Origin of the sequence: Collimonas fungivorans, assembly GCF_001584145.1 — a bacterium.
Classification (GTDB): domain Bacteria; phylum Pseudomonadota; class Gammaproteobacteria; order Burkholderiales; family Burkholderiaceae_D; genus Collimonas; species Collimonas fungivorans.
The window spans coordinates 2,407,172-2,429,425 of sequence record NZ_CP013232.1; the positions used below are offsets into that span (position 1 = coordinate 2,407,172).

Here is a 22,254-nt window from a genome sequence, read left to right on the forward strand (position 1 = left end):
ACAGAACTCCATTGGAGTCGGCTTTCTTTTCTTTCGATGGTTTCGGTGCTGGCCGCGCGATCATCAATTCAGGAGGAAAGAGTTGCAGGTATGACCTAGCGCGGTCTGGATCTCGGCATTCAAGCCAGTCCTCGTACTCAGACGGTGGGACAATCACCAGCGACCGCTTTTCATCATCAGGTTTGTGGAATCGCTTCATCAGCGGATGGTGATCGGCATTGACCGTAATTTGCGTGAATGAGTGAGCCGTCGACCCGTCAGGCTCGCGCCAAGCGCGCTACAGTCCAGCCACTGCAAACGATGCCTGATCGGCCATTCCAATGCTCCAACGTACTGCTGGGCCGGTCTCATAGCAAGGTTCGTAGAACGATTCCATTGGCACTAAACATAGCTGACCGTCACGCCATGGCTTGGAGTAACTACGCTTTTCGCCGATTGTCTCAGCGCGGGCGTTCATCGTTGAGAATTTTTTGACTCCGGGCGGAATGTGCCGCTTTGGCACCATTGCGTAGCTGGCCAAGATGACCTCTGGACCATCCTCGCCTATTCGGATGATTGGTGCGGAGTAATCGTTATATATTTCATGCGGCCAGTCCGGTGATGGCGGGCGCATGGCCGAGACTATCGACGGTAGCCTATCTCGCGGCGTCGCATTGTAATTTATACACATAAATCGGGCCTCGCTAGAGCGTTCCCGATCTAGTCTACCCGTGCGGCGACCTTTTGTTGCGTTGTCAGCTCCAATATCTCCACTCGCCAACTTTGCACGAACGTCTGCTGCAGCACTTCATCTTTCTGAAGGCCGACTATCAACATGTGGTCCTTGGCAATTCCGACGACCACGGCATCCTGAAGCGGTGGCATTGAATCAAATCCCCCATTTACGAGCCGTGCTACCTGGCTTGTACGCTCTGCCAGGTAGTCGCTCTGTTGACGTTGCAGGCGCAACTCTCCGCACAGGCAATTCATTTTGCGCTTAGCAAGAACTTTAGTGTCAATCGGGCGCCCCTCATCCCAAAGACATTCCACTCTGACAAACATCTTTGCCTCCAATATTTGATGTATAGAAATATGGAAAAATTGACCTTGCCGCAGTCAACTGCGCAGATTCGACAATGCGTCGAGCGAATCAGTGGACCCTGTGGAATGCATCGTAGATCATCGAGAACGCACAAGCGATTGCACTGGATTTACCAAAATCCACCTGGTCGTCGTTCACCGGATAATTGAAAACGCCAGAGTGCTTAATCAGGTTGATATAGGCTGGCTGCAGATCTTTCGAACGATTCAGTTCGGTCAAAACTTCACTTTCAATTGAATGAATTAGTCGCCACGTGAGAGGCCGCCCCTCCGTGCGGTGGCGTGCGACTACTGTCTGGATAATTGGCTTGGCTCGGGCAATGACTGCATCAAATTCGTTCATGTCGGTAAGGCGCATGGTGATCTCCAAAGTGCAAATATACTGTATGTACGTACAGTATAAACGCTTATCGTTTTTTTGCTGCCCGGGTTGGGGCGTCTGGCTGTCGCAGAATGCCAACAAGAGTGTGAACTCTTGCAAAATTCTCTATCCCTTAGTATTTCCACTTGGTAACTAAAGGCATTGGCAGTTATGATTTAGTGAAATATTTATCAAGTAAAATACCAATAGCATGCATTGCCAAAAAAACATCCTAAAGTTATCGGTTCAATCTTGAGGAACCCCGCATGAGCAGTGTGTTCAAGTCATTGATAATGGGCCGCCAGCATGGCCGCATATTGCGGCTCTCTTTCCCGCACGACGATGGCCCGCAAGCCCAACTCCTGGTTAATAAACTCGATGCAGTAGAAAGCCTGTCCCGCGATTTCGAATTCAATGTCGAATTGCTGTCAGATGATCCGGCACTGGCGCTCAAGGACCTGCAAGGCAAGTTGTTCAGCGTAGAGCTGGTGAGGGCCGATGGCAGCCTTCGATATTTCAGCGGTTTTTGTTTCGAGTTCCGTTTGACCAGGACCGACGGCGCCATCACGTTCTACCAGGCCAAGCTGGGTCCGTGGCTGCAGTATCTGCGGCTGCGCAAAGACAATTACATTTTTCACGGCAAGACGCTGCGCGAGCAGACGGAAAACATTTTCAGCGACTACGGCACCCATCCCGACTGGGATTTTCAAGTGCGTGGCGAAGATGCTGTAATGACTGACGCTTGCCAGTTCGACGAGAGCGACCACAATTATTTGCATCGTCGCTGGGAGGCCGCCGGCTGGTCGTACTGGTACGAACATACCGAAAAGGGTCACAAGCTGATCCTGACCGACGATACCACACGGGCCGCGGCTATCGACAATGGTCCCGATATCCGTTTCCAGCGCCACGGCGGCGCAACTGAAGAAGACGGCATAGGCGACTGGTCGCCGGTGCGGCAGATCGTGCCAGGCAATGTCACGCTGGCGGGATTCAATTTCAAAAGGCCCGTTCCGGTTAGCGCGGGCGTGCCGACACTGAACAAGCAAGGCAATGTCCTCGACATCGAATCTTATGAATATACCGGTGCCTACGGCGTCAAGGATGCCGGGGATGCGGATACATTGGCCCGGCTGCGCATGGAAGAAATCGAAGCGGCCGGCAAGCACTTCGAGGCAGCAGGCAATAACCGTTCGGTCCTTCCCGGGCGTTATTTTCGTCTGACGAATCACTTTGCCTTCAATCCCTTTGGCGGCAATGAAGAGGCTGGCAAGAGCGAGTTCCTGATCTTGTCGGTCCATCACGTTGCCATCAATAATTACCTGCAACAGGCCGACGAAAAAGCAAACTACGACAACCGCCTGACCTGCATCCGCAAAGCGATTCCATGGCGGCCTGGTCGCGGTTTCAATAGTGCCGCGACAAAAATCCTGGGGCCGCAAACCGCCACGGTAGTCGGCCCATCAAGGCCGGACAGCATCCACACCGATGAATACGGCAGGATCCGTGTGCAGTTCCATTGGGACCGTATCGGCAACAACGACGAAAAGAGTTCGGCCTGGGTGCGTGTCGCCAGTTCGTGGGCCGGCAGCCAGCTCGGCGCGAAAGCGATTCCCCGGGTTGGAGCCGAAGTGATCGTGATGTGGCTGGACGGTAATCCGGACCGCCCGCTGGTGACTGGCGCTGTCTATAACCAGCGCAATATGCCGCCATGGAAACTGGCGACGCAACAGGCGCTGATGGGATTGCGCAGCCGGGAGCTGACGCCCAACGGTGGCAACGTTGCCGGCGGCCGCAGCAATCACTTAATCCTGGATGACACGAACGCCAAGATCCAGGCGCAGCTCAAGAGCGACCATCAGCACAGCCAGCTGAGCCTGGGACATATCACGCGCATCGAGGACAACGCCGGCCGCAAGGATGCGCGGGGCGAGGGCTGGGAGCTGCGCACCGACGGCCATGGCGTGGTACGTTCAGCGAAGGGCATGCTGATCACCACCGAAGGCCGGGGCAACGCAGCGTCGCACATGAAAGACATGGGCGAGACGGTGCAAAGGCTGACCTCGGCGCGCGACCAGCATGAAACACTGGCCGATATGGCGCAGCAGGCCGGAGCACAGGAAAAACAAGGGCAGCAAACCGATATTACCAAGATCCTGAAAGCGCAAAATGATGCGATCAAGGGTAGTGGCGCCAGTAGCGACGGCAGTTTTCCGGAACTGGCGGAACCTCACCTGGTATTGGCTAGTCCAGCTGGAATTGAAACCACGACAGCGCAATCGACTCACATAGCAAGTGGCGAACACACCGCGGTCACAACCGGCAAGAGCCTCTCCATAGCTAGCGGTGACAGTCTGTTTGCCAGCATCCGCCAGACATTCCGATTGTTTGTTCAAAAAGCGGGCATAAAGATGGTCGCTGCAGCTGGCGAGGTTGAAGTACAGGCATTGACCGACAGCATCAACCTCCTGGCAAAACTCAACATCACCCAAACAGCCAACCGCATCACGATCACTGCCAAGGAAGAGGTGATGATCAACGGCGGCGGCAGCTATGTTAAGTACAATGCCGCCGGGATCGAACACGGGACAAATGGCAACTATGTTGCGCATGGCGCGACGCATAGTTTGCCAGGGGCGAAAAATTTGCCAATAGAGCCAACGCATTTCCCTCAGATAAATGCATTATCCGCTCCAAAATATGATGAGCAATTTTTGTTGAAAGATGAAGAGGGAAACATACTGACAGAGATGCCTTATACCGTGAAGTTACTTTCCGGAGAGCTTAAACACGGGGTGACGGACCAGGAAGGTAGAACGGAGCGATTCTATGCTGACGAGGCCGGGAAAATAGAGTTTTATCTAGGTCATATCGAAGAACAAGGACAAGCATGAATCAGCCACTTGCAACCGCACAGTACAACACGACCCCAGGCAGCCATCATGAGGCCATTGCAACAACACGTTATACCAAAGCTATAGACACGACGGGATGGCTGCGAGTCAAATTAGAACCATCCGGTGCAAATGCGTATCTTTGCGAATTCGTTAAAGTCATAATTACCAAGGAAGATGCAAGAACTCACTTCATGATTATGGAGGGGCCGGATAAAGGCAAGATGGCCAGTTTGGCTAAGGAAAATGCCGCTAAATGTTTAGTATCTGTAACCCGGGGTACTGGTGCAAAAATTGTCGCCAAAATCATTGGCCGGAAAGGGATGATCTCGGTTCCCAGAGGTGATAACAAAGTACTTAATCAGTTGCAGGCAACGCTGACATTTAATGGCCAGACAGCTACGATTACTTTGGATTCAGATGTTCAGTATCAGGAGAGCAATCCGGTAAGCCCACAGTTCCGGCAGGTACTTCATTCTAAGCCTCTGCCAAAGGGTACATATAAAATTCTGGCACCTGAAAATCCTAAAGACAAAAATATGACGGCGTTTTATGCAACCAATCCCGGCGGCTATCCCGATTTAAAGTACGATACCGTTTGGTTCCCAATCGAAAATCCCGCCACCCATAACAGCAATTTTGTCCACGTAGGAAATTTATCTGAAGGTTGCGTTACGATGTACGAGCTTAAGATGTGGAATCCCCTCTATCTTTATTTGATCTCTAACCGAATGGACAAGGATGGGAAATATGTCGGTACAGTCACGATTGAATAACAGTGTCAAATTGTTGTTCCTCTCGATCTCGTTTTTTTCGGCCTCTTGTATCTCCCAAACCGTCTATCAGGGCATTGATGACGACCGCACTACTGTTACCAAGCATGGCCTATATGAAATTCGAGAAGAGGCGAGAAAGTTCGTCGAACATGAAAATGTGAGAAATCACACTAAGTGGGAAATACTTGATCCAAACTTAAAAATTGTGGTCTCTAGATGTGTGGTTCCCCTCAAAACAAAATGGGTGCCAAAAGATCGCGGATTATCTAGTAAAAGTGTTTGGGTAATTTGCGAAAAAACGATAAACAAGAATGAAAAAAAATGGGAAGTGTCTGTTCCTGTTGCTTTGCCTCGTCTTACAAATAAGGTGCAGTAGTTACGACACAATTTTACGTACATTATTTCCACTATATAGCTACTTGAGAATGCCGTCATAAGGTATTTTTTGCAGAAAATATTTTCTGAAAACAATAACCATATTTTCGGATCAAGCGGACGATAGGATTCTCTTTCGTGAATGAATTCTCCGTCAATGGAGGTTGTCTGCCAATTTAAAATTAAAAAGGCGAATTCACGCGAGTTATTTCGAAGCGGTTCTTTTGCGCCATACGTACCAAGAATTTAATTTGAACGAAGGACTTCAATTGGGGAAATTTACTAAATCCGTTCAGGATGGGGAAATACCTGGGCCGCTTCGTACTGAATTCAAGGTCAAACAGTGGCGCGCCAAATATGCCCTCCTTGACGAGGGGGATGACGATGATCGCAGCTTGTTCGATGCTGGTTTGATGATTCACGATAAGGCTGATCACATTCGATCGAATCTAAAGGTAACTTTCTCAGAGAATTTTCGCGCGACAACAAAAATTCGGGCATTTGCTGCCCTTGCAAACTACAACTACTGTAGGCTTATCGAACTCACACACGAAGCATTCTCCAACGCGGCGGCTAAGCAGCGGGAGCTAGATCCCGACGCACCTATAATGATGCACGAACTTGTCGCACTCAAGCTAAAGCTCGCGGTTGGAGCCGAATTCGGGCCGGATGAAATCGTCCAGGCTATGGTGGACGGTATGGAGGTCCCTCTCAAACGGATTCTCGAGAAAAATCCCAATTTGTCCGGTAATCCAGAGTTTGCAAAGCTGGACTGGGACGATATGTCGCTTGATTTTAACTTGGGCAATCTGTGGGCTCATATCGAAGGACTGTGGGACGATTGTCTATGGAATAAATATATTCCAACGCAAAAAGGTCGGGCAACAAAATTTGCCCCGAAGGAGGATATTTGGCAGCTTCGCTATGTTGTAAGTAGAGTCCGGTTCAATAGCTTAGCTCGTGAGTTTGCTATGTATTCTCTTAAATTTCAAAAGAATCTGATTTACAGGGGCGTACTAAAGTTGCTCGCGCCAATGAATGTTAAAGCGCTTTCGAAAGATGGGCGGCGCCAGGTGATTCAAATGTCTGCCTTTGATCCTGGATCAAGCGATATAGACTGGTTGCTGACGATGCGAGCGTACGCAAGTGAACCTTATTACAAAGAGCTTTTGCAGGAACCTCAAGCGAAACTTTTCGGCGCAACTCTCGATCATGTGTTGGTGGCTTGGGGCGTTGTGAGTCGAGCATCTTCTGTTCTTCGAAAAGGTCTGGCCCTACGCAAGGTGGAAATTGGGGAAGAAGCAGAGACTTGGTTACCTACCTATGCTTCGGTACTACAAGTTCCAGCATTAGTTCGAGCTGTCTCTATCGCTTGTGGTATTGACCTTTCTCGAAGTAAAGCGCTCATCGATTTCTTCATGTTTCACGGAAAATCCGATCAAGAGCTTTGGGCACAACCTTTACTTCCCGTCAGCAAGGATGCCGTGATCCCCATATTCGCCACGACTTCTTCACCCAACTTGCGACGCCTCGTCGATGTCTGGATGAAACAGCTTGGTGTGGATCTAAGCCTGCGTGGACCTGCATTCGAAGAACACATTAGAGCAACTATCCGCACAAACATTGCGCAATCACCAATGTTAAGTGCATCTAAATGCCTAGAGCGTGGTGTCAAGTTTACTGCACCGAATGAGCGTGAAGAGGAGATCGACTTCGTCGCAATGATAGGGAATATAGTAATTGTTGGGGAGGTTAAGTGTTTTCTGGATCCTGCAGAGGCCAAGCAAACGGCCATGCATCGAATGAAAGTCATTGATGCGGTAACGCAGGTTCGCAGAAAGGCCGATACTGTTCGCGAGCATAAGGAAGCTTTTCGTGTACGTGCTTTTCAACTTGGACTGGAGCTCCCAGTCCAATTCGACGTTTTGCCAATTGTTGTGCTGAACTCAGCAATCCATTGTGGTTTTGCGGTTGACGGTGTTCCAATTGTGGATGAGCACATTCTCGGGGTTTTTTTTCGAGGGGAATTGGTTGAGATGGCCATCAGTGGATCTGACGGCGAATTGACAACTGTCAAGAAACGCGTGCTTTACAGTTCAATTACGGAAGCAGCAGAGTCTGCTGCTAACTATTTTTCCTTCCCACCTCAAATGGAGATGCTTCTGGCCGGGGTCGGAAAACGTTGGGTGCCCATACCAGCAGTCGGCGAAGCCGATTGGGACGCACAATTTTTGGCGTTAGAATGCGTTCCAAAGCTGCCGCCATCATACAGAGAAGAGGCTACGCTTGCTGGTCTGAATGTCAACTAAGTGTTCGACGCATGCATTGCGACGGGTCTTCAGATAGAAGACCGTGTTGGGCTCGCCACCCGTATCGCTAAACTTTCGTTGGCATGATTTGCGACACACTTGGGCAAGTTGGCACGTTCAGCGTGGGACGCCGCTGCATGTATTAAAAGAACTAGGGGGATGGGAAACGATGGAAATGGTACAGCGATACGCGCATCTGTCAGCTGATCATCTGGCGCAATGGGTGCAGTCTGTTAGCAATGATGGCTGTAATTTGGCTGTAGTAGGGTGATGTAAACCAGAAAGGGGTTGCAAGATTTCTCTTGCAACCCCTTGAATTACTGGTGCGGCTGGCAGGAATCGAACCCACGACCCCTTGGTTCGTAGCCAAGTACTCTATCCAGCTGAGCTACAGCCGCGAAAAACAAAATTATATATTAGCTTTGTTAATTTTGGAAGAGGAAAATATCGTAAAACCTGATATTTCTTCTCGCTCACAGAGGTAAAACACTTTTTCTGCTTGCTCTCAACCAAGTCCGCTACTATGCCATAGGTATTGCATATTGGGAAGCTTTATTTGTGTTCTGATTGTGTTTAAGCTCAGACTATTTTGCTCTCCCTTATCCCGATGTCATAGGGAGCAGCGCATTTCATCGGATGATATAATCAAACAATAATCATTATCATTTATAGTTCGAAAGGTTGATTGCATGAATGTGAAATTGCTTACGGCTGCCGTGCTTGTTTCTTTTGGGGTTGCCGGCGCCGCAATGGCCGCCGAATATCCGATCGGCAAGCAGCAGATCATGAACGGCCTCGAAGTCGCAGCGGTTTACCTGCAGCCGATCAAGATGGAGCCGGAAGGCATGATGCGCAAGGCAGAGCTGTCGGACATCCACGTCGAAGCCGATATCCATGCCGTGAAAGACAATCCTAACGGTTTCGCCGAGGGCGACTGGATGCCGAACCTGGTCATCTCTTACGAATTCAGCAAAGCCGGTTCGACCCAGGTCATCAAGGGCGACATGATGCCGATGGTGGCCAGCGACGGTCCGCACTACGGTGACAACGTCAAGCTGGCAGGGCCGGGAAAATACACGCTGAAGATGATCATTTCGCCGCCGTCGGCTAATGTCGGCGCGCATTTTGGCCGCCATGTCGACAAGGAAACCGGTGTCGGCGCCTGGTTCAAGCCGTTCACGGTGGTCAATGAGTTCACCTTTGCCGGAGTCGGTAAAAAAGGCGGATATTGATGCAGCAGAAACGCACGCCCATGAAATTCTCATCGCAGACCATGGCCATGGCAGCCGGCAAAGTGCGCGGCATATTTGCTGCCGGCGCGATGCTGGCGGCGACGGTTTCGATGGCCGCCGATTTGCCGACCTTCAAGCTGGAAATGAAGGACGGCGTACTCAATCCGGCGCGGATCATGGTTCCTGCCGGCCAGAAAATAAAAATCGAGGTCCACAACACCGGGCAATCGGCGGTTGAATTTGAAAGCGTCCAGCTGCGCAAGGAAAAAGTGTTGGCGCCGGGCGCGCAGTCGTTTGTGGTGATCGCGCCGCTGCAGCCGGGCGAATACAAGTTTTTCGATGATTTTCATGCGCAGGCGCAGGGTGTGATTGTCGCTAAATAAGAGGCTGCCGCCGGCTGTTGCAATTGCTATTGTTATTGCCGGCGGCCCTTGTCATGGTTTGATGGAGTAACAAAAGATGGGTCAGGTTTTGTTCATAGTCTGGCGCGAGAGCGTCGAGGCGTTGCTGGTAGTCGGCATTTTGCACGCGTGGCTGAGGAACGGCGGCGAAGCTGCGCGGCGCGGCTTGCCTTATCTGTGGAGCGGTGTTGGCGTCGGCATCCTGGGCGCGATCGGCCTCGGTGCGGCGCTGCTGGGTTTCAGCGAGCTGCTGTCGGGCGATGCCCAGGATTATTTCCAGATCGTGATGGTGATACTGGCTGCAATATTGATCGTGCAGATGGTGTTCTGGATGCGCAAGCACGGCCGCACGCTCAAGCGCGAAATGGAAACCTCGCTCAGCGCCAACCTGCAAAGCGCCAACTGGTGGGGCGTATTTGCGCTGGCGGCATTGGCGATCGCACGCGAAGGCAGCGAAACCGTGATCTTTCTTTACGGGCTGGGCCTGGCGGACAAGGGCGACTCGGCCGGCGCGATGGTGCTGGCAGCGGCGCTCGGTTTTGCGCTGGCGTTCCTGACTTTCTATCTGCTGCAGCTCGGCGGCAAGATTTTTTCCTGGCGCCGCTTTTTCCAGGTCACCGAAATCATCTTGCTGTTCCTCGCCGCGGGATTGCTGCTGACCGGTATCGAACGCCTGATGTCGCTGGATCTCATCCCGACGCTGGTCGATCCGGTCTGGGACAGTTCACGCCTGCTCGACGACACGACTTCATTCGGCAACCTGGTTTCCACCCTGACCGGCTATCGTGCGCAACCTGCACTGATGAGCTTGCTGGTGTATGTGGCATATTGGGTAAGTGTATTGTTATTCCTCAAACGAGCCAGGCCGCAGCCGCAGTCAGTCACAGCCCCAGCCAAATAAACCAATGAATACTTGTGCAATTCCTCAAAAGCAAACGCGACTTTCCCGCACGGCTGACTGGATGCGGGACCATGCGAAGCTGATCCGCTGGGTGCAGTGGGGGATTGTGCTGGTGTACGGCTTCCTGATCCTGGTGCCGATCTTCCTGCCGCTGCCGGACGAGACTACGCACATCTGGTCGAACCTGACCCTGATCGCGCAATTCGCTTTCTGGGGGATCTGGTGGCCGTTCGTGCTGATCAGCATGGTGCTGATGGGGCGGGTCTGGTGCGGCGTGCTGTGCCCGGAGGGCGCGCTGACCGAGTTCGCCAGCCGCCACGGGCTCGGCAAAGCCATTCCGCACTGGATGCGCTGGGGCGGCTGGCCGTTCGTGGCGTTTGCGCTGACCACCATCTACGGCCAGATGGTCAGCGTCTATCAATACCCTAAAGCGGTGCTGCTGGTGCTGGGCGGTTCTACCGCCGGCGCCATCGTGGTCGGTTACCTGTATGGCCGCGACAAGCGTGTCTGGTGCAAATACCTGTGCCCGGTGAATGGCGTGTTCGGCTTGCTGGCCAAGCTGGCGCCGTTCCACTATAAAGTCAATGAAACTGCCTGGCGCGCTTCCTATGGCACCCACAGCCATACGCAAGGGCGTACCGTGATTCCCGTCAATTGCGCGCCGCTGGTGCCGCTGCGGGCCATGAAGGGTGCCGCCGATTGCCATATGTGCGGACGCTGCAGCGGCCATCGCGACGCCATCGAACTGAGCTGGCGCGCGCCGACCGAGGAAATCGTCCAGCATGGCGAGCAGCACAACAACCTGTGGGAAAGCGCGCTGGCCTTGTACGGCCTGATGGGGATCGCCATCGGCGCCTTCCACTGGTCGGCCAGCCCCTGGTTCGTGCAGGTCAAGCAAGCGATCGCGACCTGGCTGATCGACCGCGACATCATGTGGCCCTTCGATACGCATGCGCCGTGGTGGGTGTTCACCAATTATCCGGCGCAGAACGATGTCTTCAGCTGGCTCGACGGCAGCCTGGTGATCGCCTACATCCTGATCACCGGGCTGGTGCTCGGCACCGCGCTGACGTTGCTGTTCGCATTGAGCAGCCGCATGCTCGGAGGCTGGGACCGCAAGCGTTTCAACCACCTGGTGCAATCCACCATCCCGCTAGCCGGCTGCGGCGTGTTTGTCGGCTTGTCGGCCACCACCATCAGCCTGCTGCGCGGCGAACATCTGCCGGTATTCTGGGCCAACGACTTGCGCGCCATCCTGCTGATTGCGACCACCTTGTGGAGCGTGTGGCTGGCCTGGCGTGTCACCGGCCGTTATACCAGCTCGCCGGCGCGCCGCCTGCTGAGCATGGCGCCGGTGATTGCCGGCCTGGCGCTGGTCAACTTTGCCTGGCTGCTGATGTTCTGGTTGTGGTGAATTTCCATCATTTGCCGGAATTTTGTCGCAGTTCTGTCAACTTCTGGTCGATACCCCGGGCGTTAGTGCGTAAAATGAGGGTTGTTATCCCGTCTATATTTGTCTTGTCGCCTTCTGTCGAAATGGGGCGGTGACGGCGGCGGGGAAGCCTTCTCCAACTCTAGCCTACGTTTCCTATCATGGTCCGCCCACGCTTTTTGCCCGACAACTTCACGTTGTTGCTGGTCACCACGGTTCTGGTCGCCAGCCTGTTCCCGGCCAAAGGCCAGGTCGCGGTCTCTTTCAACCTGATCACCACGCTGGCCATCGGCCTGCTGTTTTTCCTGCATGGCGCCAAGCTGTCGCGCGAGGCGGTGGTGCAGGGCGCGCTGCACTGGCGCCTGCACCTGACGGTGCTGCTGGCCACGTTCGCCCTGTTCCCGCTGCTGGGCCTGGTATTCAAGCCGCTGCTGCTGCCGCTGGTGACGCCTGACCTGTACCTCGGCATCCTGTTCCTGTGCACCTTGCCGTCCACCGTGCAATCCTCGATCGCGTTTACTTCGGTGGCGCGCGGCAACGTGCCTGCCGCGGTGTGCAGTGCATCGGCGTCCAACTTGCTTGGCATCTTCCTGACGCCGGTGCTGGTCGGGCTGGTGGTGGTGACGCATGCCCAGGGCAAGGGTTCTTTCGATTCCATCCTGAATATCGTGATGCAGCTGCTGCTGCCTTTTGTCGCCGGCCAGATCGCCCGCCGCTGGATCTGCAAGTGGCTGGACAAGCACAAGATCATCCTGAAGATGGTGGACCAGGGCTCGATCCTGCTGGTGGTCTACACCGCATTCAGCGAAGCCGTGGTGCAGGGCTTGTGGCAGGAACTGCCGCCGTTGTCGCTGGTCGGCCTGATTGTGGTGGTGGCGCTGCTGCTGTTCGCGATGCTGAGCATCGCCACCTGGGTCAGCCGCCGCCTGGGCTTCAGCAAGGAAGATGAAATCACGATTGTGTTTTGCGGCTCGAAGAAGAGCCTGGCGAGCGGCGTGCCGATGGCGAAAGTCTTGTTTGCCGGGCACACCGTCGGCATGATCGTTTTGCCCCTGATGCTGTTCCACCAGATCCAGCTGATGGTTTGCGCAGTGCTGGCAAAACGTTATGCCGCGCGTCCGGTCGAGATCGTCGCCGGCGGTCCGGCGCCGGTCTGGTCTGACGTCAGCCCAGAGGACTGAGGCTGCGTCTGTTCAGGGAGCCGGATTGGGCTGGCGCAGGTGGATCGCTTCGATCTCGCTCAAGATATCGTCGTTCAGCGTGAGGTTGACGCTGTCGAGATTGCTTTGCAATTGTCCTAGCGTGGTGGCGCCGATGATATTGCTGGTCAGGAAACCGCGGCTGTTGACGAAAGCCAGCGCCATCTGCGCCGGATCCAGCCCGTGTTTTTTTGCCAGCGCCACGTAATCGCCAATTACCCGGTTGACCTGCGGATTGGTATAGCGGCTGAAACGTTCAAACAAGGTCAGGCGGCCGCCTGCCGGCCGCGCGCCATCCAGGTATTTCCCCGAAAGCACGCCGAAAGCCAGCGGCGAATATGCCAGCAGCCCGACCTGTTCGCGGAATGCAAATTCCGAGTGGCCGATTTCAAAAGTGCGGTTGAGCAGGCTGTACGGATTCTGGATGCTGACCACGCGCGGCAAATCGAATTTCTCCGAAGCACGCAAGAATTCCGAGATGCCCCATGGCGTTTCGTTGGAAATCCCGATGTGGCGCACCTTGCCGGCCTTGATGAAGTCCGCCAGGATGGACAGTGTCTCTTCGATCGGCACCGTGTCTTCATCAGGGATATGGCTGTAGTTCAGCGTGCCGAAACAATTGACGCTGCGGTCCGGCCAATGCAGCTGGTAGAGGTCGACGTAATCCGTCTGCAGGCGTTCCAGGCTGCCGTGCAAGGCTTCGGTCAGGCCTTTGCGGTCGAAATTGTTGATGCCGCCGCGCACGTGGCGCGGATTGTGAGGCTTGCGCGCCGGGCCGGTGGCCTTGGTGGCGATCATGACTTCGCCGCGCTTGCCGGATTTTTTCAGCCAGCTGCCGATGTAGCGTTCGGTCGAGCCCTGGGTCTCGGCGCGCGGCGGCACCGGATACATTTCAGCGGTGTCGATCAGGTTGACGCCATGGGCCAGCGCCAGGTCGATCTGCGCATGCGCTTCTGCTTCCGTATTCTGTTCGCCCCAGGTCATGGTGCCGAGCGTAATCAGGCTGACCTTGAGCTTGCTGTGTCCGAGTTCACGATATTGCATTGTCGCTTCCTTTGCGGCGGGCGCTAAAAAATGGTGGTGACGATTTGACGACCTGAGCGCCGTGCGCGGCAGCAGGCAACTGCTCCCGGAATGCAGGACGATTGCCGGCGGCTGCCGAGGGCTAAGAGTATAGCCGGATCGCTGTTTTGCTGCAGGGCCGAGGCCACTCGCCGGGCGCTTGCATTCAGGTGGCTGTTGGGGTTGCCGGCGACGGCGGCTGGGCTGGCGGATTTGGCGCGGCCGCCGGATTGACCAGTTTGTCGAGGCCGAACAGGGTAGGGAACAGGCGTATCCACAGCAGCACCACGACCACCGTGCCGACCCCGCCCAGCAGCACTGCCGGCACCGGCCCCAGCCAGGCAGCGGTGACGCCGGATTCAAATTCCCCTAGCTGGTTGGAGGTGCCAATGAACACTGAGTTGACGGCGCTGACGCGGCCGCGCATGTGGTCCGGCGTTTCCAGTTGCACGAAGGAAGAGCGCACCACCACGCTGATCATGTCGGAGGCGCCAAGCACCACCAGTGTCGCCAGCGACAACACAAACGAACGAGACAAGGCGAACACGATAGTGGCCACGCCAAACACCGCAACCGCAATGAACATGCTGCGGCCGACGCGCCGGCTCAATGGTCGCCGCGCCAGGAAAATCGCCGTCGACAAGGCGCCCACCGCCGGCGCCGAGCGCAGCAGGCCGAGGCCGAGCGGGCCGGTGGCAAGGATGTCGTGCGCGTAGATCGGCAGCAGCGCCGTGGCGCCGCCCAGCAGCACCGCGAACAAGTCGAGCGATATGGCGCCGAGGATCGCCGGCCGGCTCTTGATGAAGGCAATCCCCGCCAGCAGGGAGCTGAGGGTAGCCGGCTCGCGCCGCGGCAGCACGCTTTCGATGCGGATCAGCGACACCAGCAGGCTGGCGCCGACGAACAGCACGCTGCTGCTGGTATATACCGCGCTTGGCCCCAGCACGTAAATGAAACCGCCCAATGCAGGGCCGATGATCACCGCGGTCTGCGTGGCCGATGCCGACCAGGCCACGGCGCGCGGCAGCAGGCGCGCCGGCACCAGGCCGGGCACCAGCGCCTGCAGTGTCGGCGATTCGAAGGCGTGGGTGGCGCCGATCACAAACACGATGGCGAAGATGGCTTGCTTGTCGAGCCAGCCGTAAATGCTGCCGATGGCCAGAGCCGCGGCTGCCAGGCCCTTGATGAACAGGCAGATGCGGGCGATCTTGCGGCGGTCGTAGCGGTCGGCCACATGGCCGACCAGCAGGGCCAGGAATAGGGCCGGCAGGAATTGCACCAGGCCCACCATGCCGAGGTCGAAAGCGCTATGCGTGAGTTGATAAACTTGCCAGCCAACGGCGACGATCTGCATCTGGTTGGCGATGGTGGAAGCTACCCGTGCGCCCCAGAACAAGGTGAACGGACGATGGCTCAGGACGGATTCGGATTCGGGACTGGCAGAGGCGGGGGTGGTCATGTGGCACAGGAAAATCGGGGCAAGGCCATAGAATATGCTTTTCCCATGAAAAAAGCCGCTAACTTCAGCGGCTTTTTGTATCGATGTGGCTTATTCGGGATGGAACTGGTGGGCGAAAGTAAATTCGTCGGTGCGCGGCGTGTACTTCAGGCCTTTGCGCAGCGCCCAGGTCGCGTACTGATGATACAGCGGGATCAGCGCGTAATCGTTGAGCGCCACCACGGCGCCTTGGCGGGCGAAATCCTCACGCTGTTTCTGGTCGACCGAACCAAGCGACGACTGCACCAGCTGGTCCAGTTTCGGATTGGTGTATTTGCCCCAGTTCCACGAACCCCAGCCGGTATCCGGGTTGGTGGTGCCGAGCAGGGTGCGCAAACCGAAATCGCCGGCCAGCGTGCCCCAGCCCAGCAGCGCTGCGCTATATTCGCCGGCGCGCGCCTTGCCGAAATAAACCGCCAGCGGCAGCGTCTCGACCTTGGCCTGGATCCCGACCCGGTTCAAGAACTGGGCGACGGTCTGCACCACGCGTTCATCATTGATGTAGCGGTTGTTCGGGCCATGCAGCGTAATGCCGAAGCCGTTGGGATAACCAGCCGCCGCCAGCAGTTTCTTGGCGCCTTCCGGATCGTATTTCTCTACTTTCAGCGTATCGGCATAACCCAGTATGCCAGGAGCGATGATGTTCGACGCCGGCACCGCCAGCCCTTCCAGGGTGCGGTCAACCAGCGCCTGGCGGTTGATGGCCTTGGAAATCGCCTGGCGCACGCGCACGTCTTTCAAGGGATTCTTGTCTAGCGGCTTGCCGGCCTTGTCGGTAATGTCCGGCGACTTGTCGCGCGACTGGTCCAGGGTCCAGAAGATGGTGCGCCAGGAAATTTTCTGCGCCAGCTTGAATTGCGGATTTGTCTTCAGCTTGGCGAGGTCGGCCGGCGGCACGTTTTCGATGGCGTCGACTTCGCCGGCCAGCAAGGCTGCCAGGCGGGCGCCGTCGGAAGTCAGGATGCGGAAGGTGACTTTGTCCCAGGCCGCTTTCTCGCCCCAGTAAGCATCGTTGCGCACCAGTTCGATACGGTCGCCGCGCTTGAAGCTGGCGAACTTGAAGGGGCCGGTGCCGACCAGCGCCTTGCCGCTGTTGAAGTCCTCGGTAGTGGCGTTTTGCGCTGCTTTCTTGGAAACGATGAAGATGGTGCTGACATCCAGCGCCAGCGGTCCATATGGCGTGGCGGTTTTCAGGCGCACGGTATACGGATCGACCACCTGCTTGCTGACGATCTGCTTGGTGTAGCTGGTGAACGGGCCCGGGCTGTTGGTCAGCGTGGCGGGGCGATCCAGCGAAAATACAACATCTTCCGCGGTCAGTTCGGAGCCGTCGCTGAATTTCACGCCGTGCCGCAGCTTGAATTCCCAGGTGAGCGGATCAATTGCCGTCCAGGAAGTAGCCAGGCCCGGAATCAGGCGGCCGTTCGGATCGACATTGACCAGTGCGTCGAACAGGTGCGAGGACAGCGAAATGTTCGGCGCAATATTATTGAAATGAGGATCCAGCGTGGAGACATCGGCAAACAGGCCGATTTTCAGGTCCGCGGCATGGCTGGGGCCGGGCAAGGCGCTCAGCGTCACCGTCGCCAAGGCGCTCAGGCCGGCAAAAGCCAGGCTCAGTATTTTCTTTCTGGAAAGCTGGAACATGCAATCTCCCAATCGTGATGAACAAGGTAAAGGCCAATTCTATGGGTGCTCATATAATTATCAAAACACAATAATTTCTTTTTGTTATGTGTTTTAGTTATATAGGCTAAGGTAGGGTAAGAGTAGGGTAAAATGCGTGCCTGGAACAGCAAGCGGCAGAACGGCAGATTGCGCAGTCAAAAACGCAACTCTTTCTCTCGGCGCAACTTTATTTTCGCACCCGGTGTTTTAAATAAAATTATCGGTTATAATGCGACATCGTTTAAGATTCGAGCTAGTAGTGCAGTATTAGTCTGTCATTTCTTTCTTGCTTCAAACGATCTAACGGGCGACAGCCCAACTTAACTGAAATAGGAAATGTAATGGCAACTGGTATCGTAAAGTGGTTCAATGATTCGAAGGGTTTTGGTTTTATTACTCCTGACGAAGGTGGTGAAGATCTGTTCGCGCACTTCTCCGCAATCAACTCGACAGGCTTCAAATCCCTGGCTGAGAACCAACGTGTTTCTTTCGAAGTTACTGCTGGCCCAAAGGGTAAGCAAGCTTCGAACATTCAGCCTATCTAATTAGATAGCTGATCCGGTTGAAATAAACCGGACACCGCAAAAATCCCTGGCTTGCCGGGGATTTTTTTCGTCTGTAGCAAACGCAGCCGCCACGCGCAGCTGTCAAGTTCAATTGTCAAGCTCAGTTACCAAGCTCGGTTGCCAAGATATAAGAGCGGAAAGATGGAGTTGTCAGGAAGCTGTAAGGGTGGCCTGAAATGCTGGGGTCGTCTGCATGCCAGATGGCGGATATTGCAGTATGCTGGATCACGTTTTACGCTAAGACAGCGCATTGGCATCCATGCCGGTGCCCATCAATATAAAAACACGGAGGAGACGACATGAACACAATAATCAAAACATGCGTGGCAACGGCGTTGGTCGGCTGGTCGCTGGCGGCAGGGGCGGCAGAGCCGATCAAGATCGGCGTCACGGGGCCATTTACCGGCGGTTCCGCGCCGATGGGCGTGTCGATGCGCGACGGCGTCAAGCTGGCGGTGGCGGACATCAACGCCAAGGGTGGCGTGCTGGGTCGCCAGCTGCAGCTGGTCGAACGCGACGACGAAGCCAAGAATGAACGCGGGGTCCAGGTTGCGCAGGAACTGATCAACAAGGAAAAAGTGGTCGGCACGGTCGGCTTCATCAACACCGGCGTCGCCCTGGCTTCGCAGCGCTTCTACCAGGAAGCCAAGATCCCGGTCATGAACAACGTCGCCACCGGCAGCATCGTCACCAAGCAGTTCGTCGGACCGGAAAACAAGGACAACTACGTGTTCCGCAATGCGGCCAACGACACCATCCAGTCGGCCATGATCGTCGACGAAGCGGTGGTGCGGCAGAAGCATACCAAGGTCGCGATCCTGGCCGATTCGACCAACTATGGCCAGCTCGGCCGCGAAGACCTGGAGCGCACCTTGGCTGCCAGGGGCATCAAGCCGGTCGCGGTTGAAAAATACAACCTGAAAGACGTCGACATGACGGCGCAGCTGCTGAAAGCCAAGCAGGGCGGCGCCGAAGTGGTGCTGACCTACGGCATCGGCCCGGAACTGGCGCAGATCGCCAACGGCATGGAAAAACTCAACTGGAAAGTGCCTATCATCGGCAGCTGGACTTTGTCGATGGGGAATTTCATCGATAACGCCGGCAAGAACGGCGACGGCGCGCGCATGCCGCAAACCTTCATCCAGGACGCCACTACAGCCAAGCGCAAGGCCTTCATAGAAGCCTACCAGAAAGCTTACAAGATCGACCGCATGCCATCCGCCGTTTCAGCGGCCCAGGGTTATGACTCGGTCTACCTGCTGGCGGCGGCAATCAAGCAGGCTGGCAGCACCGACGGCGTGAAAGTGCGCGAAGCGCTGGAAAACCTGAACGGCACCGTGGAAGGAGTAGTCACCACCTACACCAAGCCGTACAGCCACGACGACCACGAAGCGATCAAGCCGAACATGGTGGTGATCGGCGAAGTCAAGAATGGCCGTGTGGTATTAGCCAAGTGATAGGTGGCTGGTGCGCGGTAATACTGCGCGCCGGCCAAACATCCGTTTGAGCGACATCGGTCCAGCCTGCGCAGGTATACAGGCTGGATTTGTTTCGTCAGACGGCCGTGTTGTTTTGCCAAACCGTGGCTATCGCAGTCTCTTGCTCAGTTGCTTGGATATATATCATGGAAATTCTGCTGCAACTCGTCTTCAGCGGCATCGCGCTAGGCATGATCTACGCGGTGATCGCTTTCGGTTATCAACTCACGTTCGCCACTTCCGGCACCCTCAATTTCGGCCAGGGCGAGGCATTGATGCTGGGTGCGCTGGTGGGCCTCAGCCTGGTCGGCAATATCCATGGCGGTCCTTACCTGAACTACTGGCTGATGATTCCGCTGGTGATCGTGTTCGGTGCGCTGCAAGGCGCCGTGGTGGAATGGATAGGGGTGCGCCCGGCGCTCAAGATCAAGTCGGAATTCGGCTGGATCATGTCGACCATCGCGCTGGCGATCATCTTCAAGAACGTCGCGGAAAACATCTGGGGCAAGGATGACCTGACTTTCCCTTCGCCCTTGCCGTCGACCCCGTTCCAGGTATTCGGCGCCAATGTCCAGCCGATGCAGGTGGTGGTGGTGCTGGGCGCACTGGCGATGATGCTGGCAGTCGAATTTTTCAACCGCAAATCGATTTACGGCAAGGCAGTGGTGGCGACCTCGAACGATCGCGACGCCGCCGGCCTGATGGGCATCAACACCAGCATGGTGATCACTTTCTCTTACGCCTTGTCGTCCGCCACCGCGGCGTTTGCCGGAGTCCTGGTGGCGCCGCTGACCCTGACCGGCGCCACCATGGGCGCGGCGCTGGGCCTGAAAGCCTTCGCGGTGGCGATTATCGGCGGCCTGACTTCGGGCATGGGAGCGGTGGTCGGCGGCCTGATCCTGGGTATCGCCGAGACTCTGACCGGATTTTACATCTCCACCGGTTACAAGGAAGTGCCCGGCCTGGTGCTGCTGCTGCTGGTGCTGGCCATCAAGCCGGCGGGCCTGTTCGGCAAGACAGCCATCAAGAAGGTGTGAACATGAATAAAAAACTGTTTGCGCTGGCGGTGGCCGGCATCCTGGTGCTGCTGGCGTTTCCGCAGGTTTTCCCGAATCCGTATTACATCCACCTGGCCGAAACCATCCTGATCTACGCCATCCTGCTGTTCGGCCTCGACATCGTGGTCGGCTACACCGGCCAGGTCTCGCTGGGCCACGCCGGCTTGTTCGGCATCGGCTCCTACACCACCGGCGTGCTGGTATTCAAGCTCGGCTGGCCGTTCCTGATTGCGGCCCCGGCCAGCCTGGCGGTGACCGCCATCTTCGGCGCTATCCTGGCGCTGCCTGCGCTGCGGGTGACCGGGCCTTACCTGGCCATGGTCACGCTGGCGTTCGGCACCATCATCCAGATCCTGATCAATGAAATGAGCTTCCTGACCGAAGGACCGATGGGCATCAAGCTGAACAAGCCGAGTTTCTTCGGCCATCGCCTCGACGAGGTGGAGTATTTCTACCTGGTTGCGGCGCTGATGGTGTTGTCGCTGATCGTCGTCCACCGGATCGTCAAGTCGCACCTGGGGCGCGCTTTCCAGGCGCTGCGCGATAGCCCCATCGCTTCCGATTGCATGGGCGTCTCGGTGTATCGCTACAAAGTGTATGCGTTTGTGATCAGCGCTGCGCTGGCGGGCCTGGCGGGGAGCTTGTATGCGTATTCGGAAGAATACATTTCGCCGAATACCTATAATTTCGAGCTGACCATCCTGTTCCTGCTGGCGGTCATCATGGGCGGCCGCAAGAGCCGCACCGGCTCGCTGATCGGCGCCTTGATCGTAGTCATGCTGCCGAGCCTGCTGGCAGACATTGAACTGTTCCGCCAGATCGCCACGGTTGCTGCCGTGATCGCGGTGCTGGCGACCGCCTTCCTGTTGTGGAAAAAACGCAAGACCCTGCGCGAAGTGGCGGTGCCGGTGGTGGCGACGGTCGGCATGGCGGTGTTTTCCTACAAGCTGGAAAATATCACCGACTGGCGTCTGACGGTATTCGGATTGATGACGCTGTTCGTGGTGTATTACCTGCAGGACGGCATCGTCGGATTCGCCCGCAGCCTGCTGGGCCAGAGAATGCCTGCCCGCAGCGAACCTGCAAGCGTCGCCGCCAGCCCTGAACATGCATGGGCTGCGGCTGGCGGCAGCGTTGCAGCCGGCGCCACCTTGTTGAGCGGGCAGAAGATATTGATGCAGTTTGGCGGCCTCAAGGCGCTCAACGAAGTCAACCTGGATATCGTCAAAGGCAGCGTGCATGGCCTGATCGGCCCGAACGGGTCCGGCAAGAGCACCATGATGAACGTGCTTACCGGCATCTACAAGCCGACCGGGGGCAAGGTCGAGTTCAACGGCAAGACCATTTCCGGTTCGACGCCGGCGGCGATTGCCCTGGGCGGCGTGGCCCGCACTTTCCAGAACGTGCAGTTGTTTGGCGAAATGACCGCCACTGAAAACGTGCTGGTCGGCCTGCATCACACCTTCCGCAGCAATGTGCTGGACGTGATCTTCCATACCCCGCGCTACCGGCGCGAGGAATTGGCGGCACGGGCGCGCGCTGCCAGCATCCTGCAGTTTGTCGGGCTGAGCGGACTGGCGGCTGAAGAGGCGCGCAACCTGCCTTACGGCAAGCAGCGCCTGCTGGAAATCGGCCGTGCGCTCGGGCTGAATCCGGAACTGCTGCTGCTGGACGAGCCGGCGGCGGGCCTGACTGCGCCCGACATCAAGGAACTGATCGCGATCATCCACAAGATCCGGCAGCACGGCATCACGATCATCCTGATCGAACATCACATGGATGTCGTCATGTCGATTTCCGATACCGTGACGGTGCTGGATTTCGGCCAGAAAATCGCCGAAGGCAAACCGGCCGCGGTGCAAAGCGATCCCAAGGTGATCGAGGCCTATCTCGGCGGCACTGCCGGCGAGGCCGTCGACAATAGCGACGGTGCGCCGTCCACTTCCAACGCAGCGGGGTCATAA

At 56.2% G+C, this 22,254-nt stretch carries 18 protein-coding genes, 1 tRNA gene and 1 pseudogene; 13 read left to right on the top strand and 7 right to left on the bottom strand.

Going from position 1 to position 22,254, the window contains the following annotated elements; genetic code table 11:
* Positions 1-277: 277 nt before the first annotated feature.
* The 3 genes from CFter6_RS26785 to CFter6_RS10340 form a co-directional block, all read right to left on the bottom strand.
* On the bottom strand, positions 278-760 hold the full coding sequence (locus tag CFter6_RS26785; RefSeq protein WP_335340320.1) for an SOS response-associated peptidase family protein: 483 nt from the start codon (positions 758-760) through the stop codon (positions 278-280).
* Positions 700-1,041 carry a hypothetical protein gene (locus tag CFter6_RS10335; RefSeq protein ID WP_061539849.1) on the bottom strand — a complete coding sequence of 114 codons (342 nt, stop codon included), beginning with the start codon at positions 1,039-1,041 and terminating at the stop codon, positions 700-702. Before CFter6_RS10335 ends, CFter6_RS26785 begins: the two co-directional genes overlap by 61 nt.
* Positions 1,042-1,129: 88 nt before the next feature.
* On the bottom strand, positions 1,130-1,438 hold the full coding sequence (locus CFter6_RS10340) for a DUF2471 family protein (protein WP_150118701.1): 309 nt from the start codon (positions 1,436-1,438) through the stop codon (positions 1,130-1,132).
* A 269-nt stretch (positions 1,439-1,707) separates the two neighbouring features.
* Between CFter6_RS10340 and CFter6_RS10345 the strand changes: the two genes are divergently transcribed.
* The 4 genes and pseudogenes from CFter6_RS10345 to CFter6_RS25050 form a co-directional block, all read left to right on the top strand.
* The gene (locus tag CFter6_RS10345) at positions 1,708-4,335 is read left to right on the top strand and encodes a type VI secretion system Vgr family protein (RefSeq protein WP_061539851.1); all 2,628 of its coding nucleotides are present in this window, start codon (positions 1,708-1,710) and stop codon (positions 4,333-4,335) included.
* Entirely contained in the window at positions 4,332-5,111 is a 780-nt protein-coding gene (locus tag CFter6_RS10350; protein WP_150118702.1) for a hypothetical protein, read from the top strand. The genes CFter6_RS10345 and CFter6_RS10350 overlap by 4 nt, the downstream gene beginning before the upstream one ends.
* 626 nt (positions 5,112-5,737) lie before the next feature.
* On the top strand, positions 5,738-7,795 hold the full coding sequence (locus CFter6_RS10355) for a hypothetical protein (protein ID WP_150118703.1): 2,058 nt from the start codon (positions 5,738-5,740) through the stop codon (positions 7,793-7,795).
* A gap of 70 nt (positions 7,796-7,865) precedes the next feature.
* Positions 7,866-8,066, top strand: a pseudogene (locus CFter6_RS25050) (tyrosine-type recombinase/integrase); the annotation flags it as partial.
* A 50-nt stretch (positions 8,067-8,116) separates the two neighbouring features.
* Here the strand turns inward: CFter6_RS25050 and CFter6_RS10360 are convergent.
* Positions 8,117-8,193, bottom strand: a tRNA-Arg gene (locus tag CFter6_RS10360).
* 291 nt (positions 8,194-8,484) lie between these two features.
* On the opposite strand from CFter6_RS10360, the gene CFter6_RS10365 reads away from it, so the two are divergent.
* From CFter6_RS10365 to CFter6_RS10385, 5 genes are all read left to right on the top strand, one after another.
* On the top strand, positions 8,485-9,027 hold the full coding sequence (locus tag CFter6_RS10365) for an iron transporter (RefSeq protein WP_061539854.1): 543 nt from the start codon (positions 8,485-8,487) through the stop codon (positions 9,025-9,027).
* A 47-nt stretch (positions 9,028-9,074) separates the two neighbouring features.
* Complete coding sequence (locus tag CFter6_RS10370) at positions 9,075-9,410, top strand: cupredoxin domain-containing protein (RefSeq protein WP_041743201.1); 336 nt, start codon at positions 9,075-9,077, stop codon at positions 9,408-9,410.
* Between the two features lie 76 nt (positions 9,411-9,486).
* Positions 9,487-10,329, top strand: coding sequence for an FTR1 family iron permease (locus tag CFter6_RS10375; protein ID WP_061539855.1), 843 nt, complete (start codon positions 9,487-9,489; stop codon positions 10,327-10,329).
* A gap of 61 nt (positions 10,330-10,390) precedes the next feature.
* Positions 10,391-11,743, top strand: a complete 1,353-nt coding sequence (locus tag CFter6_RS10380; protein WP_061539856.1) for a 4Fe-4S binding protein — start codon at positions 10,391-10,393, stop codon at positions 11,741-11,743.
* A 179-nt stretch (positions 11,744-11,922) separates the two neighbouring features.
* Positions 11,923-12,942: a bile acid:sodium symporter family protein gene (locus CFter6_RS10385; RefSeq protein WP_061539857.1), complete on the top strand. Its 1,020-nt coding sequence runs from the start codon at positions 11,923-11,925 to the stop codon at positions 12,940-12,942.
* Positions 12,943-12,954: 12 nt separating this feature from the next.
* Here the strand turns inward: CFter6_RS10385 and CFter6_RS10390 are convergent, their stop codons facing one another.
* The 3 genes from CFter6_RS10390 to CFter6_RS10400 all read right to left on the bottom strand — a co-directional run bounded on the left by CFter6_RS10390 (position 12,955) and on the right by CFter6_RS10400 (position 17,167).
* The gene (locus tag CFter6_RS10390) at positions 12,955-14,004 is read right to left on the bottom strand and encodes an NADP(H)-dependent aldo-keto reductase (RefSeq protein WP_061539858.1); all 1,050 of its coding nucleotides are present in this window, start codon (positions 14,002-14,004) and stop codon (positions 12,955-12,957) included.
* A gap of 184 nt (positions 14,005-14,188) precedes the next feature.
* Positions 14,189-15,481: an MFS transporter gene (locus CFter6_RS10395; RefSeq protein WP_061539859.1), complete on the bottom strand. Its 1,293-nt coding sequence runs from the start codon at positions 15,479-15,481 to the stop codon at positions 14,189-14,191.
* Between the two features lie 90 nt (positions 15,482-15,571).
* Entirely contained in the window at positions 15,572-17,167 is a 1,596-nt protein-coding gene (locus tag CFter6_RS10400; protein WP_061539860.1) for an ABC transporter substrate-binding protein, read from the bottom strand.
* Positions 17,168-17,529: 362 nt separating this feature from the next.
* Between CFter6_RS10400 and CFter6_RS10405 the strand changes: the two genes are divergently transcribed.
* From CFter6_RS10405 to CFter6_RS10420, 4 genes are all read left to right on the top strand, one after another.
* Positions 17,530-17,733, top strand: a complete 204-nt coding sequence (locus CFter6_RS10405) for a cold-shock protein (RefSeq protein ID WP_061539861.1) — start codon at positions 17,530-17,532, stop codon at positions 17,731-17,733.
* Between the two features lie 320 nt (positions 17,734-18,053).
* Entirely contained in the window at positions 18,054-19,211 is a 1,158-nt protein-coding gene (locus CFter6_RS10410; protein WP_061539862.1) for an ABC transporter substrate-binding protein, read from the top strand.
* Between the two features lie 167 nt (positions 19,212-19,378).
* A complete protein-coding gene (locus CFter6_RS10415; protein WP_061539863.1) occupies positions 19,379-20,269 on the top strand; it encodes a branched-chain amino acid ABC transporter permease in 891 nt (296 codons plus the stop codon).
* Positions 20,270-20,271: 2 nt separating this feature from the next.
* Positions 20,272-22,254, top strand: a complete 1,983-nt coding sequence (locus tag CFter6_RS10420; protein WP_061539864.1) for a branched-chain amino acid ABC transporter ATP-binding protein/permease — start codon at positions 20,272-20,274, stop codon at positions 22,252-22,254.

Bases quoted from the DNA above. Each gene is read 5' to 3' on its own strand.
- CFter6_RS10335 (WP_061539849.1), bottom strand. From the start codon at position 1,041: ATGTTTGTCAGAGTGGAATGTCTTTGGGATGAGGGGCGCCCGATTGAC.
- CFter6_RS10340 (WP_150118701.1), bottom strand. From the start codon at position 1,438: ATGCGCCTTACCGACATGAACGAATTTGATGCAGTCATTGCCCGAGCC.
- CFter6_RS10345 (WP_061539851.1), top strand. From the start codon at position 1,708: ATGAGCAGTGTGTTCAAGTCATTGATAATGGGCCGCCAGCATGGCCGC.
- CFter6_RS10350 (WP_150118702.1), top strand. From the start codon at position 4,332: ATGAATCAGCCACTTGCAACCGCACAGTACAACACGACCCCAGGCAGC.
- CFter6_RS10365 (WP_061539854.1), top strand. From the start codon at position 8,485: ATGAATGTGAAATTGCTTACGGCTGCCGTGCTTGTTTCTTTTGGGGTT.
- CFter6_RS10370 (WP_041743201.1), top strand. From the start codon at position 9,075: ATGGCAGCCGGCAAAGTGCGCGGCATATTTGCTGCCGGCGCGATGCTG.
- CFter6_RS10375 (WP_061539855.1), top strand. From the start codon at position 9,487: ATGGGTCAGGTTTTGTTCATAGTCTGGCGCGAGAGCGTCGAGGCGTTG.
- CFter6_RS10380 (WP_061539856.1), top strand. From the start codon at position 10,391: ATGCGGGACCATGCGAAGCTGATCCGCTGGGTGCAGTGGGGGATTGTG.
- CFter6_RS10385 (WP_061539857.1), top strand. From the start codon at position 11,923: ATGGTCCGCCCACGCTTTTTGCCCGACAACTTCACGTTGTTGCTGGTC.
- CFter6_RS10390 (WP_061539858.1), bottom strand. From the start codon at position 14,004: ATGCAATATCGTGAACTCGGACACAGCAAGCTCAAGGTCAGCCTGATT.
- CFter6_RS10395 (WP_061539859.1), bottom strand. From the start codon at position 15,481: ATGACCACCCCCGCCTCTGCCAGTCCCGAATCCGAATCCGTCCTGAGC.
- CFter6_RS10400 (WP_061539860.1), bottom strand. From the start codon at position 17,167: ATGTTCCAGCTTTCCAGAAAGAAAATACTGAGCCTGGCTTTTGCCGGC.
- CFter6_RS10405 (WP_061539861.1), top strand. From the start codon at position 17,530: ATGGCAACTGGTATCGTAAAGTGGTTCAATGATTCGAAGGGTTTTGGT.
- CFter6_RS10410 (WP_061539862.1), top strand. From the start codon at position 18,054: ATGAACACAATAATCAAAACATGCGTGGCAACGGCGTTGGTCGGCTGG.
- CFter6_RS10415 (WP_061539863.1), top strand. From the start codon at position 19,379: ATGGAAATTCTGCTGCAACTCGTCTTCAGCGGCATCGCGCTAGGCATG.
- CFter6_RS10420 (WP_061539864.1), top strand. From the start codon at position 20,272: ATGAATAAAAAACTGTTTGCGCTGGCGGTGGCCGGCATCCTGGTGCTG.